The following is a 14,296-nucleotide window of genomic DNA, read 5'->3' on the forward strand; positions in this document are numbered from 1 at the left end:
CTCGGGACTCCGGGCTCAGGCAGCGGCGTGCCTGCGCTGTTCGTGGCGCCAGTCGGCCAGCGCCGCGGCCACGTCGGGCAAGGTCAGCACCTGCACGTAGGCCGGGGCGCGCCGGCGCAGCGCGGCATTGCCGCCACCGGCCCACAGGACCACCGGTTCCGGCAGGCGGGCCCGCAATTCCTTCAGCGCGTCCAGCACGTGGCGGGTATTCATCGAGGTCGAGAACGACAGTGTCACCACGTCCACCTGCAGGGCGCGGGCCGCTTCGACGATATCGGGCAATGGCGTTTGCGGGCCCAGCGAATAACAGCCGGCACCCTCGGCCACCATCAGCGCTTCGGACATCAGCAGGCCCAGGCCATGCCTTTCCTGCGGCGTGGTGGTCAGCAGGATGCGCGGGCGCGGCGCGCCGCCCAGCGGATTGGTGGGCGGCATCGAGAAGATCGCGCTGCGCAAGACCATTTGCAGCGTTTCCGTAAGCAAGTGTTCCTGCCATACGCCGAGGTCGCCGCATGCCCAGGCGTCGCCGATGGCGCCCGTCAGCGGGGCCATCAGGTCGATGACGAAATTGCGCAGTCCCATCACCAGCAACGCCTGCGACAGCTTGCGGCGCAGCCCGTCGCTGTCGTGGCTGCGGCAAAGGTCCAGGTAAGGAGTCAGCTCGGTAGCGTCGGGAAGGCGCGGCCGGTTGCCGGAGGTGGTTTTTTCCGCCAGTGCCTGCAGCTCCTGCGCCGTATAGCCGATCACCTTGCCGGGCCGGAAGCCCAGGTCGATCAGGCGCTTGACGAGGCGCAGCTTGTGCACTTGTTCGACTGGATACAGCCGCTCGCCGAACGGGTCGCGTTCCGGCCGTGGAAACGCGTACCGCCGTTCCCATACGCGCAGCGTTTCCTTGGCCACGCCGGTATCGCGCTCGACGTCGCTGATCGTGCACGGCATGGGCGAGAAATGCATCGGGTTATTCATCTGCGCGGGCTACTCCTGCGTTGGGCGTGCAGCATTTTAATGCCTTTTCCCGGGGAAAAATGACAGCCCATCCTTGCGGGAAGGGCCGGCCATGCGTCCTGTGTGACTTGTCCATGACATGTACAGGCAGGATGCATAGATGCATTTTATTTATGGGCTTTCACCGTTCATGTCGTGGACAAATAACGTGAAAAAAATTGTAGCCGGCACCGTCATGCGCCAAGCCAGGACATGAACTGCCGGCTCAACGGCACGGTCATCACGGCCAGCAGGGTTTGCAATGTAATCAGCGATGCCATCAGGCGGGCGTCGCCACCCAGCTGCTTTGCCATGATATAGGCGTTCGGGGCGGCCGGCAGCGCGCAATAGAAACAGGCTGCCAGCGCCACCTGCGGCGACACCTCCAGCCACAGGCAGACCTGGGCCGCCAGCAATGGCATGACCAGCAGTTTCAGCACGGAGCTGACGGCAAGCGCTGCCGGGCGCGCGCCTTCCAGCGAAAACACCAGGCCGCCGCCTACGCACAGCAGGCCCAGCGCGGTGGCTGCCTTGCCGAGGATGTCGAGCGTATTCATCAGCTCTTTCGGCAGCGCGATGCCCAGCACGCTGACGAGCACGCCGGCCAGCGTGGCCTGGATGATCGGATTGCGTGCCAGTGTCTTCGCCACGGTACCCAGGTTCGGCGTGGTGCCGCTCCACCACGCCAGCGCGATCACCGCCAGCGCATTTACCACCGGCAGGCACAGCGCCAGCGCCAGCATGACGCGCGACGCCGTTTCGGCCGGGAAGAACAATGCCGCCACGGCCAGGCCGAAATACGTGTTCGGACGCATCGCGCCCTGCATGACGGACGAGCGGCTGGCGCCCGGCAGCGTGGGCAGCAGCAGCAGCGCGCCCAGCGTCAGCACCACCACGGCGAACGTGGGGACCAGGGTGGCCAGCGCCAGTTCGCCGACTTCGCCGCCCTCGAACGACAGCCGGGCCGTGCCCGCGAACAGCATCGCCGGAAACGCGACGTTGTACGAGAACTTCTCGATGGAGGGGAAGAACTCGGCCGGCATCCAGCCGAAGCGGCGGATCGCCACGCCCAGCAGGATGATCAGGAAGACGGGAATGATGGAAGCGAGCATGGTGCGATTCTAATCGTTGCCTGGGTACGGATTCGTGCCCGCTCAGTCCGCCGAAATACCGGACGGGCCGATGCGGTGCGCATTTGGCGTGCTGGAAATGCGGATGCGGATCAGGTGGCGGCCCGGGTCCGTATACATGGCACGGCCGTGCAGCGTGCGGTGATTGTCCGCCCACAGCAGCGTATCGTCCGGCAACTGGCGCACGAAACGGGGCGCACGCTCTTCGACGATCTCGTTGAGCAGGCGCAGCGCGGCTATCAGTTCGGGAGTGGCCAAGTCGGGCCTGGCTGCAAGTCCTTTTTCAATCGAATCGTAGCGCCACCGCATCGCCCGGCCATCGGCATGAAAAACGGGTGCGTAGAATAATTCGATCCGGTCGTCGCCGGCGGCATAGACCGACGGCACGCGGAAAGGTACCTGGGTATCGCACAGCAGTGCATAGGCGTCGCGGCCCGCCGCGGTTTTCTGCAGCTCGGCAACGATGTCTTCCACGTCGATCAGCAGCGATTCGCCGCCATTGCAGCGCGCCGAGGCGACCACGTACAGCAGGAACTGCTCTTCCGGCATCGGATAGAACGACGAATCGGTGTGCATGTCGGCGTTGCCGGTGCGTTCGGAGAACGTGACGAACTTCGACTGGCTGCCGGGGCGGGCGCGCACATCCCATGCCACGCGCCTGGTGCGCTGGTCGGTCGACGTGGGGAAGCCCTGCGTCAGCGCGATCGCATACAGCACCGCGTTGCGGTGCGCTTCGGACAGGCCGGCCAGGCCCAGGCCGGTGATGGCCAGGCCGCGTGCCTTGCGGCTGGCCATGTGGGCGGCGAAGTCGCGCAGCGTGGGCACGGCGAGCAGTTCGCGCTGCAGCGCTTCCTCGTCGGGGTGCGGATAAAAGCCATTGCCGTTGAAATCGTCGAAGTGGCGTTCAACGATGGCGATGATGCGGGGCAAGTCGTCGCCCCAGGAAAAATTGGTCTGGACAACAGCGATGTTGCCGGATTGCTCAATGGACGAAAACACGAAGACTCCTGGACTTGTAATTGCCGCACGGCAACAAAGATGGCATTTTGATGGAGTCGGGATTTTTCTTCAAGGCATTGTTGCTGCAATGCAGCAACCGAATATTGTTTAGGTCTGAAATATTTGCTGCTGAAACCCTGCAACGGCGGGGAAGTTTGGCCACTCCGCATCAAATTTCCATGACGCATCATTGTTTCTTCAAGCTGACGCAAAAACGACACATTCGGATTTGTGCTGGACATTTCAACAAGGGAACGATACGTCGCGTGCTGCAATGCGCTAAAATTTTGCCGTGCGGCAATTTGCCATCCATTACAGACAAGAGGGAATCACATGAAGTGGCTAACCGGGCGCAAGCTCTCAACCAAGCTGGGCCTCGCCTTTGCGGCGGTCCTGCTGCTGACGGCGGTCGTCGGCATTTTTTCGATCAACCAGCTGGCCAAGGTCAACGACACGGCAAGGGGGCTGTCGACGCGCTGGATGCCGGCCATGCGCGTCATCCAGGACATCAAGTCGCAGATCGCCCGCGTTCGTACCCGTGAACTGCAATACATCATTTCCGACCAGGTTGCCGACCTGGACAAGTACGACAAGGTGATCGCCAACGACCTCGTCGACCTGAAGAAGATGCAGGATGAATACGTGGCCCTGATCAAGACGCCGGAAGAGCAGGCGCTGTACAGCGAATTCCTGGCATTGTGGGATCGCTACATGGCCGAGGACGCGAAACTGCGCGCCGCCGTGCGCGCCGGTGACCTGCCGCTGGCCAAGCAGCTGATCCGTGGCGAATCCAATAAACTGATCGTTGCCTTGCGCGGCCAGGTTGACAAGTTGGTCAAATACTACGGCGAAGGCGGCAACGCGGCGGCAGAATTTGGTGATCAGGTATACAATGCGTCGCGCGCCTGGATCGCCGGCCTGCTGGTCATCTCGGTGATACTTGGCACACTGGCGGCTTTGCTGATCACCCGCTGGCTCGTGAAGACGCTGGGCGGCGAACCGCAATACGCGGTGGAACTGGCCGGGCGGATCGCGGCAGGCGAGTTGAACGTGGACGTGCGTACCCGTGCGGGCGATGACAGCAGCCTGCTGTTCGCGATGAAGTCGATGCGCGACAGCCTGGCCAACATCGTCGGCCAGGTCCGGCATTCCACCGAAACGATCGCCAGCGCGGCACAGCAGGTGGTGGCCGGCAACGTGGACCTGTCGTCCCGTACCGAAGCGCAAGCCAGCTCGCTGGAAGAAACCGCGGCGTCGATGGAAGAACTGACGTCGACCGTTCGCCACAATTCCGACAGTGCGCGCCAGGCCAATGAACTGGCCGTGAACGCATCGGCGATTGCCGAGCAGGGCGGGCAGGTGGTGTCGCAGGTGGTCGAGCGGATGGGCTCGATCAACGAGTCGGCGAAGAAGATTTCGGACATCACCGGTGTGATCGATGGCATCGCCTTCCAGACCAATATCCTGGCGTTGAACGCGGCAGTGGAAGCTGCGCGTGCCGGTGAACAGGGCCGCGGCTTCGCCGTGGTGGCATCGGAAGTGCGCAACCTGGCCCAGCGCTCGGCTGCGGCGGCGCGCGAAATCAAGGAATTGATCGGCGATTCGGTCGACCAGGTCGAGGCCGGTACCAGGCTGGTCAACCAGGCCGGCAGCACGATGGAAGAGGTGGTGGTCAGCGTGCGCCGCGTGACCGACATCATGGGCGAAATCACGGTCGCCGGCCAGCAGCAAAGCGCCGGCATCGTGCAGGTGAATGAAGCGATCGCGCAGATGGACGCGGTCACGCAACAGAACGCGGCGCTGGTGGAAGAAGCCACCGCGGCGTCGCACAGCATGCAGGATCAGGCCTCCAGCCTGGCCCGGCTGGTAAGTATTTTTACTCTTGATGGAATAGCAAACCATCAGTATAGTGCCGCCTCCAGTGCCCAGCGCACTGATAACAAGACGGCGCGATTGAATCGGCCGCGACAATAAGTGAGCGCCGCAACCTTTACCGAAGGCTCGCGGCACAGTGGCAAATCGGGGTTTGCCGTCACGCATAAGCGGTCCGGAACATAGATTCCCGGCACCGCAAGACCGAATTTAGCCGTTGCTTTACTTTTTTAGATGCAACACAACTGAAGGAAATGTAATGAAAAAAACTCTAATCTCCGTTGCAGTTCTGGGCGCAATGAGCAGCGCCGCCTTTGCACAGTCGAATGTAACGATCTACGGTATCGTTGACGCTGGTATCGTCGCCGAGCGCGGCGGTAAAGACGGCAACGTGACCAAGGTTTCCTCGGGCGTCGCCAATGCATCGCGCATCGGCTTCCGTGGCACGGAAGACCTGGGTGGCGGCCTGTCCGCGATCTTCACCCTGGAAACCGGCTACAAGACCGACGACGGCCAGCTGGACAACTCCAGCAACACGCTGTTCAACCGCCAGGCATTCGTCGGCCTGCGTTCCACCACCGCCGGCACGCTGACGGTCGGTCGCCAGTACACCCCGTGGTACAACGCGCTGGTGCAAGTGGGTGACCCGTTCGCCGCCGGCCTGGCTGGCTCGGCCAAGAACCTGTTCCCGGCCAGCGGCATCAACGTGCGTAACAGCAATGCTGTCGTGTACCAGACCCCGCTGTTCAACGGCTTCGCCGGTGAAGTGTTCTACGGCTTCGGCGAACAGTCCGAATCGTCGGCCGGCCGCCAGCTGAGCGCCGCCGTGTCGTACACCAACGGCCCGCTGAACGCCCGCGTTGCCTACAACAACCGCAACAACGACACCGCTTCGACCGCTACCGCGGCAGCTGTCGAGCGCGGCATCGGCCACAACAGCCTGCTGGCAGTGAACTATGACTTCCAGGTTGCCAAGGCCTACTTCATGTTCAACCGCAGCAAGGGCCTGAACAGCATCGCCTACCCGAACCAGGGCACCCTGGGCGGCGTGACCGGCGGCATCGCCTACGCGACCACCACCGCGATCGCCGCATCGCGCGACAGCCGCGACGGCCTGGTCGGCGTGCAAGTGCCAGTGGCTGGCGCCGGCAAGGTCATCGCTTCGTTCATCTACAAGGATGACCGCGAAGCCGTGAACCGCGATGCCAAGCAGTGGGCCATCGGCTACATGCACGACATCTCGAAGCGCACCACCGGCTACGTGTCGTACGCCAAGATCGACAACAAGAACAACGCAGCGTTCACCGTCGGCGGCAACACCGAAGTCGGTTCGGGCGACAGCGCGTTCAACGTGGGCGTGCGTCACTCGTTCTAAGCGAGCCGCTTCACCCCGCATGCAAACCGGCCCTCGCGGGCCGGTTTTTTTTCGTGCGTTAGAATGACGCCAGATTGACTTTGCCGGCCTGCCAATGAAAACAAACTCGAGCATCGCGATTGCATTGCTGCTGACCTGTACCGCCGCCATGGCCGCGCCGCAGGGTGTGAAAAAAACCGCAGCGGAGAAGGGGGGCTTGCCGCGCTACGGCATGGCCGTGTACTCGGACCTGTGCGTGCAGCCGGGCGGCGAATTCGGCGGCCAGCGCATCACGGTGCAGCGCTTTGCCGAGGTGGACACGGTAATCTACGAATACACGGCGGGCGGCCTGTCGTGGCCCGTGGTGGCGAACGACGTCAACATCGACCCGCGCGGCCGGATGATGTATTTCACGGTGCAGCCGCCGGACGAGCCGGAGCGCACGCTCAGCGGCAAGTTTTCAAACGACGGCAACACGCTGACGCTGGACGGTGGCTATTGCGCCGACGAGTCGCTGCCGATGACGCTGCAAAAGGTGCGCGACTACGCGCAAAAGCCGAAGGCTTGCCGCGCCTGCCCGGCCGGCAAGAAGGCGCCGGCCGGTGACCCGGCGGCACCGAAGTGGGAAGCGGTGCCGCCGTCGCAGGGGTGACGCTCCCTGGGATGATTCTCCCTGGGGGGCGCCGCCCTGGGTATTGCTTCTTGAGATGACGCTTACTTTGCTTTTTCCTTCGCCGCGTTGGCGCGGATGGTGTCCAGCGTGGCGCCCGGCGTGATCAGGTTGCCGTCGTAGCGCAGCTCGATCACGGCGGGCAGGTTCTTCTCGCGCGTGAAGGAAAGCGCGCGCTGCAGCGCCGGCGCGAACTGCGCGGTGCGCTCGACGATTTCGCCCTGGCCCCCATACGCTTGCGCCAGCGCGGCGAAATCCGGATTTTCCAGGTCGGTTCCCGACACCCGCCCGGGGTATTCGCGCTCCTGGTGCATGCGGATCGTGCCGAACATGCGGTTGTTGAAGACGATGACGATCACCCCCGCCCCATACTGCACGGCCGTGGCCAGCTCCTGGCCGTTCATCATGAATTCGCCGTCGCCGGCAAACGTGATCACGGTCCGCTGCGGATCGATGACCTTCGCCGCCACGCCGGCCGGCACGCTGTAGCCCATCGCGCCGCTGGTCGGCGCCAGCTGCGTGCGCATGCCGCCGTAGCGGTGGAAACGGTGCGCCCAGGTGGCGTAGTTGCCGGCGCCGTTCGTGATGATCGTGTCGTGCGGTGCCAGCGCGTCGATGTCCTGCACCACCTGCCACAGGTCCAGCGGCGCCTGGCCATCCTGGAAGATGGCGGGGCGCGCCTGCCATGCGCGCAGCTCTTCCTTTGCCTGGGCCACGCTGCCCGCCCAGGCCGGCGCCTCCACCGGCGCCATCGCCGCCAGCATCGCCGCGGCCTGCGGCATGCCGCTGGCGATCATCAACTCGGCCTGGTAGACGCTGCCCAGTTCTTCCATGCTGGCGTGGATGTGCACCAGCCGCTGGCGCGGCAGCGGCGCCTCGATGACGCTGTAGCCGCTGGTGGTCATTTCACCCAGGCGCGGGCCGAGCGCGATCAGCACGTCGGCATCCCTGACGCGCGCGGCGAGCTTCGGATTGATGCCGATGCCCACGTCGCCGATATAGTGGGGATGGTCATTGTCCAGCAGGTCCTGGTAGCGGAAGGCGCACGCCACCGGCAGCTGGTTCGCTTCGGCGAAGCGGGCGATGTCGGCGCTGGCCTGTGCGGTCCAGCCGCTGCCGCCCAGCAGCAGCAGCGGGCGCCGCGCCTCGGCCAGCATGGCGCGCAGCGTATCGACCTGCGCCTGCGACGGGCTGGCCTGCACCGGCTGGTAGCGGCGGGTGTCGGCCACGGCGGCCTGCCTGACCAGCATGTCTTCCGGCAGGGCCAGCACCACGGGGCCCTGGCGCCCGCTGGTGGCCACCTGGAACGCGCGTGCGAGATACTCGGGAATGCGCTCGGCGCGGTCGATCTGCGCCACCCACTTGGCCATCTGCCCGTACATGCGCCGATAGTCCACTTCCTGGAACGCTTCGCGGTCGATGAAGTCGCCGCCCACCTGGCCGATGAACAGGATCATCGGCGTGGAATCCTGGTAGGCCGTGTGCACGCCGATCGATGCGTTGGTGGCGCCCGGCCCGCGCGTGACGAAGCAGATGCCCGGCTTGCCCGTCATCTTGCCGTAGGCGTCGGCCATGAACGCCGCGCCGCCTTCCTGGCGGTTGATCACGAAGCGGATGTCCGATTCGTGCAGCGCGTCGAGCACGTCCAGGTAGCTTTCGCCGGGCACGCCGAACGCGGTGTCGACACCGTGGATCTTCAATGCATCGACCAGGATCTGGCCGCCGGAACGGGATGGATGGGTCATGTGGGCCTCTTTGGATGATGCGGCATTCTAGAGCGCGGGTCGGCCGCGGGCTTTTGAAATGGCGACATCGATTTCCGTTTTGCGGATGATGTCTTGACATGCTTACACCTGTCAGATAATGTTTACACATGAAAGCGAAGAATAAGCGCAGTGACGGCGACCAGCTGCTGGCCATGCTGGCGGCACTCGATAATCCGCACCGGTTGCGCATCGTGGCCGCACTGGCCGAGGGCGGGCGCAACTATGTGAGCCAGCTGGCGCGCGAACTGGGCATCAGTCGCCCGCTGCTCCACCTGCACCTGCAAAAGCTGGAGGAAGCGGGCCTGGTGCGCAGCCAGATGGAGCTTTCGGCGGATGGCAAGGCATTGAATTACTTCGACGTGGCGGCATTCGATGTCACCCTCACCCCGGCGGCGGTGGCGATCGCGGTGCAGACCATGAGCGATCCTGAGCGACCCTGACTAACCCTGAACAGTAGAGGTACCCGATGTCCGAACATGTGTTCCTGCTGACGATTTTCCTGGTGGCCGTGGCGGTCCTGCTGGTCTTCGGCATGCGCTCGTACAGCGCCGTGCAGCAGGCGAAATACCGCGCGGCCGGCAGTGCCGACGCCACCCAGGCAGCCGAAACGGCGCGCACGCTGGCCTCCATCGACGCTTCGCTGGCCGACCTGCGCCAGCGCATCGCGGCGATCGAGCGCATCCTGGCGCAGGTCGACTGAGTCATCCAACCCGAGGAGAGCAAAATGACCGACATATCGCTGTTCCGGCTGTACCTGTTGCGTGCCGTGTACCTGCTGATCGGCATCGGGCTGCTGGTGCAGGTGTGGCCACGCATCCTGTCGGCCTCGCCCGACCAGCACCTGATGCAGGGCGTGGTGAACTGCATGCTGGGTGCCCTCTGCGGGCTGGCGCTGCTGGGTATCCGCTATCCGTTGCGCATGCTGCCGCTGCTGCTGTGGGAGCTGGCGTGGAAAGCGTTATGGCTGGCGATGGTCGCGCTGCCGCAGTGGCGTGCCGGCACGATGGACGAGGACATGGCCGCCACGGCGTTTTCCTGCCTGGTCGGCGTGGTGGTACCGCTGGCGCTGCCTTGGCGCTACCTGTTCGAGCGCTACCTGCGCGCACCGGGCGACCGCTGGCGCGGGCCGGCGGCGGCGGGTCGGGTACAATAGCGCCCGAAGCAAGCCAGACAGCCGCTGGCCGGCGCAGCAATGCGTTGGCGGGAGGAAGGTCCGGACTCCACAGAGCGGGGTGACGGTTAACGGCCGTCCGCTGAAAGCCCTTCACGGGGTATAAGGCGAGGAATAGGGCCACAGAGACGAGCGTATTAAGTTACGGTGAAACGCGGTAACCTCCACCTGGTGCAATTTCAAATAGGCACGCGATGATGTTGCTCGCGGAGCGTGCGGGTAGAAAGCTTGAGCGGCGGAGTAATCCGTCGCCTAGAGGAATGGCTGTCATAGCACCGGCTTGCCGGTGCCGTAACAGAATCCGGCCTATCGGCTTGCTTCACTAAATTCGGTCATGAAGAACTACATCCTCGCCCTCGACCAGGGCACCACCAGTTCGCGCGCCATCCTGTTCGACCACGAAGGCCGCATCGGCGGCTGCGCCGCGCAGGAATTCCCCCAGCATTTCCCCCGGCCCGGCTGGGTCGAACACGACGCCGATGACATCTGGACCAGCCAGCTCGCCGTGGCGCGCCAGGTACTGCGCGAAGCGAACGTGCGCCCAGCCCAGGTGCGCGCGATCGGCATCGCCAACCAGCGTGAAACCACCGTGCTGTGGGAGCGGGCCACCGGGTGCCCGGTGGGACCCGCGATCGTATGGCAGGATCGCCGCACGGCCGACCAGTGCGACGCCATGCGCGCGGCCGGCAAGGCGGCATTGATCCGCGACCGCACCGGCCTGGAGCTGGACGCCTATTTTTCCGCCACCAAGCTGGCCTGGCTGCTCGACCATGTGCCTGACGCACGCGAGCGCGCGGGCCGCGGCGAACTGTGCTTCGGCACCGTCGACAGCTGGCTCGTGTTCAACCTGTGCGGCGCCCACGTGACGGACGTCAGCAACGCCTCGCGCACGATGCTGTTCAACATCCACCTGATGCGCTGGGACGCCGACCTGCTGGCGCTGTTCGATATCCCGGAAGCGGTGCTGCCGGAAGTCGTGTCGTCCAGCGCGGAGATCGGCGCCACGCACGCCGATCTGTTCGGCAGCCCGATCCCGGTGGCCGGCATCGCCGGCGACCAGCAGGCCGCCACCTTCGGCCAGGCATGCCACGTGCCCGGCATGGTCAAGAATACCTATGGCACCGGCTGCTTTATGCTGATGCATGCCGGCGCCCGCCCGGCCGTGTCGCACGAGCGGCTGCTGTCCACGGTGGGCTGGCGCCTGCACAGCAGTGACGACATGCGCCCCTGCTACCTGCTGGAAGGCAGCGTGTTCATGGGCGGCGCCACCGTGCAATGGCTGCGCGACGGCCTGGGCATCATCCGCCAGTCGGGCGACGTGGAAGCGCTGGCCGCATCCGTGCCGGACAGCGGCGGTGTAATGCTGGTGCCGGCCTTCGTCGGCCTCGGCGCGCCGCACTGGGACCAGTACGCGCGCGGCACCATCGTCGGCCTCACGCGCGGCAGCACCGCCGCCCACATCGCCCGGGCCGCCGTGGAGGCGATCGCCTATCAAAGCGCGGAACTGCTGGCCGCCATGCAGCGCGATGCCGCCCAGCCGGTGCTGGAAGTGCGCGCCGATGGCGGCGCCGCCCGCAACGACCTGCTGATGCAGTTCCAGGCCGACCTGCTCGGCGTGCCCGTGGTGCGCCCGCGCGTAACGGAAACCACCGCGCTCGGCGCGGCATACCTGGCCGGCCTGGCGGTGCACTTCTGGTCGTCGATGGAGGAAATCGCCGCGCAGTGGCAATGCGAGCGGCGTTTCGAGCCGGCCATGCCGGAGGACCGCCGCGCCGCCTTGCTGGCGCGCTGGGGCAGGGCGGTGGAGCGCTCGCGGGGCTGGGAAGTGGATTGAGCGTTGCCGGGGTGGTTGGTCGATGTTCAGCCGCGGGTACTCTTCGGCACCGTCGTGATCAGCCTGGCGCCACAAGTCGTCCTGTGGCCTTCGAACGCGACCGGCACGCCATCGATCGTCACCTTCGGATCGCCTTCCGCGATGAAGCAGATGCCGTGGCCCGGAATCGGGCACGTGCAGCGGTCGCCCTTGCGGGCCACCGTGATGCCCAGCACGCTGGTCTTCGGCGCGGCGCTGATCACGCGGCCGCCGTGGCTGGTGGGGTCGTGGAGGCGAATGATGCCTTTCATGGGTGCTCCTTTCCGATTCCTTGCGTTACAGAATTGCCGGTCTTTGACAGCGTAATTGCCTTGTCGGCGTGCGATTTGGCAAGGGGCCAAGCCTGGCTCACCGACGGGTCAACGCGGAGCCGGCTGCCATTCATTGATACAGTCCGAAACGACCTCGTAGGGCGGAAAGGTTTTCTGCTTTTCGATGATGCGCGCTTTCAACTGCTCCCCTAGGGTCTTTTCCCTGTCGCTATAACCGGAGATGATTTTCTCCAGATCGCCTTGGCGGCAGAACCAGTCATGTTCGATACAAATGCTGATCCAGGCATATGCGTCGAGCTTGCTGTATACAGGGTTTTTCTCGTTGGAATATGCATACGCAAGATCGGCGTACGCGCGTTTGAAGCCCCTCTCCGCGGCGTTTAACTTCAACGCGAACCGTTGCGATGCGTTACCGCCGCCACCTGTCAAGGCCAGGAAATACATTGAAGGTGGGTGAAACTGTGCAGCCGCTTTCGCGAAGTGAATCTGCGCGGGTTCCCACGAACTATCTCCTGAATATGGACTCATGTGCCGAGCGCCAAGCAGATAGGAAGCCCGTATGTCTCCAGCATCTTCAAGGCGCTGCAGTTCCTCATCAGACGAAGTATCGCAAACGATCTGGTTCGCAGTACTCAGGGGTGAAGCAAGGTACGCGAACACAAGCACAGGCACGGTGAACCTTTTAAAGTTTTTCATGATGATCCCTTCGTCAGCCGGTGGATGGTGGTGGTCGATCAAAATTCGCTACTTCGAATACCCCTGCATATGGAACTCGGTATCCTGGCGGATTCCCCACCACATCAGGTACGCGTTGTTTTCGCTGCGGGCGCGAAACCAGGGTTTGTCGTGGTCGATCGGCCTGACCTTCGCTGGCGGGACGATCACAACCGCTGCTGGATTCTCGAGATCAGTCGTTCCCGCGACTAATACGTTCTTGCCGATGTGGTTGGCGTAGGCGATGCCGAGCGCCACGTTCGTCAAGGCTGACCCGGCGCCCATGTCACCCAGCAGCGCCGACGTATTGAACGATTGCTTTACAAAGTCGAATTCGGCGATTTCCTTGGTCGAAATGTGGGCGAGGTTGGCAATGCGTTCTCCTGAGTCAGCGTGGGTGTTGTGGGCATCGTGGATGACGTAGCCGATGTCGATGGGTTCCTTGCCAGCGTTTTGCACTGCTTGGGCGAGCGTGGCTTTCCAGGCTTGCATGACCCTGGGTGGAAGATCGGATTTCTTTTCAAAGTCGGCAGCGTTATGGGTGGCTGGATAGCCGATCCAGGCGAGCGGTTCGCGCTCGGTCTTGTAATCAGGGCCAGCGAGGACGAGCAGGACCATGTTTTCGTTGAGCTGATCGTCTTTTGGGGGGAAATTAGGAGCATCCCAATTCATGGCCCAAGCGGTTTCGCTAGGGTGAGTCTGCAGATAGTCAAGTGCAGCAGACAGAGATTTGAACCCAATATTCTCGCCGCCGGTGGTTACATGGACGTCTGGAACTGCGTCGCGAGTCCAAGCGGTAGGAAAATTTGGGTTTCCAATGGCAAATGTTCTGCGTATAAAATTGACAGCGAAACTTCTCGCCTCTAAGGGGTCTAACTTCTCACTTGGTAGCGCATACTCAACGTGAATTCCTGCCAGCTCGCGCCATGTGTCTTTTTCTTTCACGTTATGTGCATTGTAGAAGTATGTCGAATATGAAAAGTAATTGTCATGAAATGGGACAATCAGTGATTCAAAATATTTACGATGAAAGCCCGGAAAGGTTTCCTCGCCGTTCACGCCGCTTACAATTGAACCTATTGCTTGAAGCGTCGAGAAGGAGGCGGGATCAGTGCGAACCAAATCATCATCTTTGTTCGGTTTAGATAGCCCTAGTGTCCAAAGTAATTGCCATTCGGTAGAATAATCCCGGCGTTGTAGCGGGTTTAGCCATTGGATGCCGACTACTTGCGCTTTATATGGGTCCGTGCTCGCGCTGGTGGAAATCGAGACTTTGTTTTCGGTGGGGCGTAGCACATAAATATTTGCACATGCACTCATTAGTGTCACGGAGGCGAGTGCGGCGAGCGCTGGCATGATTGCGAAGCGTTTCATTATTTCTCCGTTGCTTAGAGGTTCTTGTACATCATTTGTCGTCAACCACGAATAAGTAGTTGTGGTTGATGCCATGGCTATAAAAATTAATGCCGCAAGGAATATTTTTCGGTTTCG

General features: G+C 63.0%; 14 protein-coding genes and 1 other RNA gene. 8 read left to right on the forward strand and 7 right to left on the reverse strand.

Annotated elements, in window-relative coordinates; all coding sequences use genetic code 11:
- Positions 1-15: 15 nt before the first annotated feature.
- From OU994_RS06650 to OU994_RS06660, 3 genes are all read right to left on the reverse strand, one after another.
- Positions 16-966 carry a MerR family transcriptional regulator gene (locus OU994_RS06650; RefSeq protein ID WP_281610105.1) on the reverse strand — a complete coding sequence of 317 codons (951 nt, stop codon included), beginning with the start codon at positions 964-966 and terminating at the stop codon, positions 16-18.
- A 212-nt stretch (positions 967-1,178) separates the two neighbouring features.
- A complete protein-coding gene (locus tag OU994_RS06655; RefSeq protein ID WP_281610106.1) occupies positions 1,179-2,096 on the reverse strand; it encodes an AEC family transporter in 918 nt (305 codons plus the stop codon).
- Positions 2,097-2,138: 42 nt separating this feature from the next.
- On the reverse strand, positions 2,139-3,113 hold the full coding sequence (locus OU994_RS06660) for a TauD/TfdA family dioxygenase (protein ID WP_131147605.1): 975 nt from the start codon (positions 3,111-3,113) through the stop codon (positions 2,139-2,141).
- Positions 3,114-3,446: 333 nt separating this feature from the next.
- Between OU994_RS06660 and OU994_RS06665 the strand changes: the two genes are divergently transcribed.
- The 3 genes from OU994_RS06665 to OU994_RS06675 all read left to right on the forward strand — a co-directional run bounded on the left by OU994_RS06665 (position 3,447) and on the right by OU994_RS06675 (position 6,991).
- The gene (locus OU994_RS06665; RefSeq protein ID WP_281610107.1) at positions 3,447-5,087 is read left to right on the forward strand and encodes a methyl-accepting chemotaxis protein; all 1,641 of its coding nucleotides are present in this window, start codon (positions 3,447-3,449) and stop codon (positions 5,085-5,087) included.
- Positions 5,088-5,244: 157 nt separating this feature from the next.
- Positions 5,245-6,360, forward strand: coding sequence for a porin (locus OU994_RS06670; protein WP_281610108.1), 1,116 nt, complete (start codon positions 5,245-5,247; stop codon positions 6,358-6,360).
- A 94-nt stretch (positions 6,361-6,454) separates the two neighbouring features.
- Positions 6,455-6,991 (forward strand): hypothetical protein, encoded by a 537-nt coding sequence (locus OU994_RS06675; protein ID WP_281610109.1) that lies wholly within the window; start codon positions 6,455-6,457, stop codon positions 6,989-6,991.
- Positions 6,992-7,053: 62 nt separating this feature from the next.
- On the opposite strand, the gene OU994_RS06680 is transcribed toward OU994_RS06675, so the two are convergent.
- Positions 7,054-8,754 carry a thiamine pyrophosphate-binding protein gene (locus OU994_RS06680; RefSeq protein ID WP_281610110.1) on the reverse strand — a complete coding sequence of 567 codons (1,701 nt, stop codon included), beginning with the start codon at positions 8,752-8,754 and terminating at the stop codon, positions 7,054-7,056.
- 128 nt (positions 8,755-8,882) lie between these two features.
- On the opposite strand from OU994_RS06680, the gene OU994_RS06685 reads away from it, so the two are divergent.
- From OU994_RS06685 to glpK, 5 genes are all read left to right on the forward strand, one after another.
- The gene (locus tag OU994_RS06685; protein ID WP_281610111.1) at positions 8,883-9,215 is read left to right on the forward strand and encodes a winged helix-turn-helix domain-containing protein; all 333 of its coding nucleotides are present in this window, start codon (positions 8,883-8,885) and stop codon (positions 9,213-9,215) included.
- A 26-nt stretch (positions 9,216-9,241) separates the two neighbouring features.
- On the forward strand, positions 9,242-9,475 hold the full coding sequence (locus OU994_RS06690; protein ID WP_281610112.1) for a hypothetical protein: 234 nt from the start codon (positions 9,242-9,244) through the stop codon (positions 9,473-9,475).
- A 24-nt stretch (positions 9,476-9,499) separates the two neighbouring features.
- Positions 9,500-9,928 (forward strand): hypothetical protein, encoded by a 429-nt coding sequence (locus OU994_RS06695; RefSeq protein WP_281610113.1) that lies wholly within the window; start codon positions 9,500-9,502, stop codon positions 9,926-9,928.
- 5 nt (positions 9,929-9,933) lie between these two features.
- An RNA gene (rnpB, locus tag OU994_RS06700) (RNase P RNA component class A) lies at positions 9,934-10,271 on the forward strand.
- A gap of 9 nt (positions 10,272-10,280) precedes the next feature.
- On the forward strand, positions 10,281-11,780 hold the full coding sequence (gene glpK / locus OU994_RS06705) for a glycerol kinase GlpK (RefSeq protein ID WP_281610114.1): 1,500 nt from the start codon (positions 10,281-10,283) through the stop codon (positions 11,778-11,780).
- Between the two features lie 26 nt (positions 11,781-11,806).
- Here glpK and OU994_RS06710 read toward each other — a convergent pair whose 3' ends face one another.
- The 3 genes from OU994_RS06710 to OU994_RS06720 form a co-directional block, all read right to left on the reverse strand.
- Complete coding sequence (locus tag OU994_RS06710; RefSeq protein ID WP_281610115.1) at positions 11,807-12,070, reverse strand: PAAR domain-containing protein; 264 nt, start codon at positions 12,068-12,070, stop codon at positions 11,807-11,809.
- A gap of 108 nt (positions 12,071-12,178) precedes the next feature.
- Positions 12,179-12,829, reverse strand: coding sequence for a hypothetical protein (locus OU994_RS06715; RefSeq protein WP_281610116.1), 651 nt, complete (start codon positions 12,827-12,829; stop codon positions 12,179-12,181).
- Positions 12,830-12,835: 6 nt separating this feature from the next.
- Positions 12,836-14,179 (reverse strand): hypothetical protein, encoded by a 1,344-nt coding sequence (locus OU994_RS06720; RefSeq protein WP_281610117.1) that lies wholly within the window; start codon positions 14,177-14,179, stop codon positions 12,836-12,838.
- Between the last annotated feature and the right edge of the window lie 117 nt (positions 14,180-14,296).

The sequence above is a fragment of the Pseudoduganella sp. SL102 genome (genome assembly GCF_027856995.1).
Classification (GTDB): Bacteria; Pseudomonadota; Gammaproteobacteria; order Burkholderiales; family Burkholderiaceae_D; genus Rugamonas; species Rugamonas albidiflava.

Bases quoted from the DNA above. Each gene is read 5' to 3' on its own strand.
- OU994_RS06650 (WP_281610105.1), bottom strand. From the start codon at position 966: ATGAATAACCCGATGCATTTCTCGCCCATGCCGTGCACGATCAGCGAC.
- OU994_RS06655 (WP_281610106.1), bottom strand. From the start codon at position 2,096: ATGCTCGCTTCCATCATTCCCGTCTTCCTGATCATCCTGCTGGGCGTG.
- OU994_RS06665 (WP_281610107.1), top strand. From the start codon at position 3,447: ATGAAGTGGCTAACCGGGCGCAAGCTCTCAACCAAGCTGGGCCTCGCC.
- OU994_RS06670 (WP_281610108.1), top strand. From the start codon at position 5,245: ATGAAAAAAACTCTAATCTCCGTTGCAGTTCTGGGCGCAATGAGCAGC.
- OU994_RS06675 (WP_281610109.1), top strand. From the start codon at position 6,455: ATGAAAACAAACTCGAGCATCGCGATTGCATTGCTGCTGACCTGTACC.
- OU994_RS06680 (WP_281610110.1), bottom strand. From the start codon at position 8,754: ATGACCCATCCATCCCGTTCCGGCGGCCAGATCCTGGTCGATGCATTG.
- OU994_RS06685 (WP_281610111.1), top strand. From the start codon at position 8,883: ATGAAAGCGAAGAATAAGCGCAGTGACGGCGACCAGCTGCTGGCCATG.
- OU994_RS06690 (WP_281610112.1), top strand. From the start codon at position 9,242: ATGTCCGAACATGTGTTCCTGCTGACGATTTTCCTGGTGGCCGTGGCG.
- OU994_RS06695 (WP_281610113.1), top strand. From the start codon at position 9,500: ATGACCGACATATCGCTGTTCCGGCTGTACCTGTTGCGTGCCGTGTAC.
- glpK (WP_281610114.1), top strand. From the start codon at position 10,281: ATGAAGAACTACATCCTCGCCCTCGACCAGGGCACCACCAGTTCGCGC.
- OU994_RS06710 (WP_281610115.1), bottom strand. From the start codon at position 12,070: ATGAAAGGCATCATTCGCCTCCACGACCCCACCAGCCACGGCGGCCGC.
- OU994_RS06720 (WP_281610117.1), bottom strand. From the start codon at position 14,179: ATGAAACGCTTCGCAATCATGCCAGCGCTCGCCGCACTCGCCTCCGTG.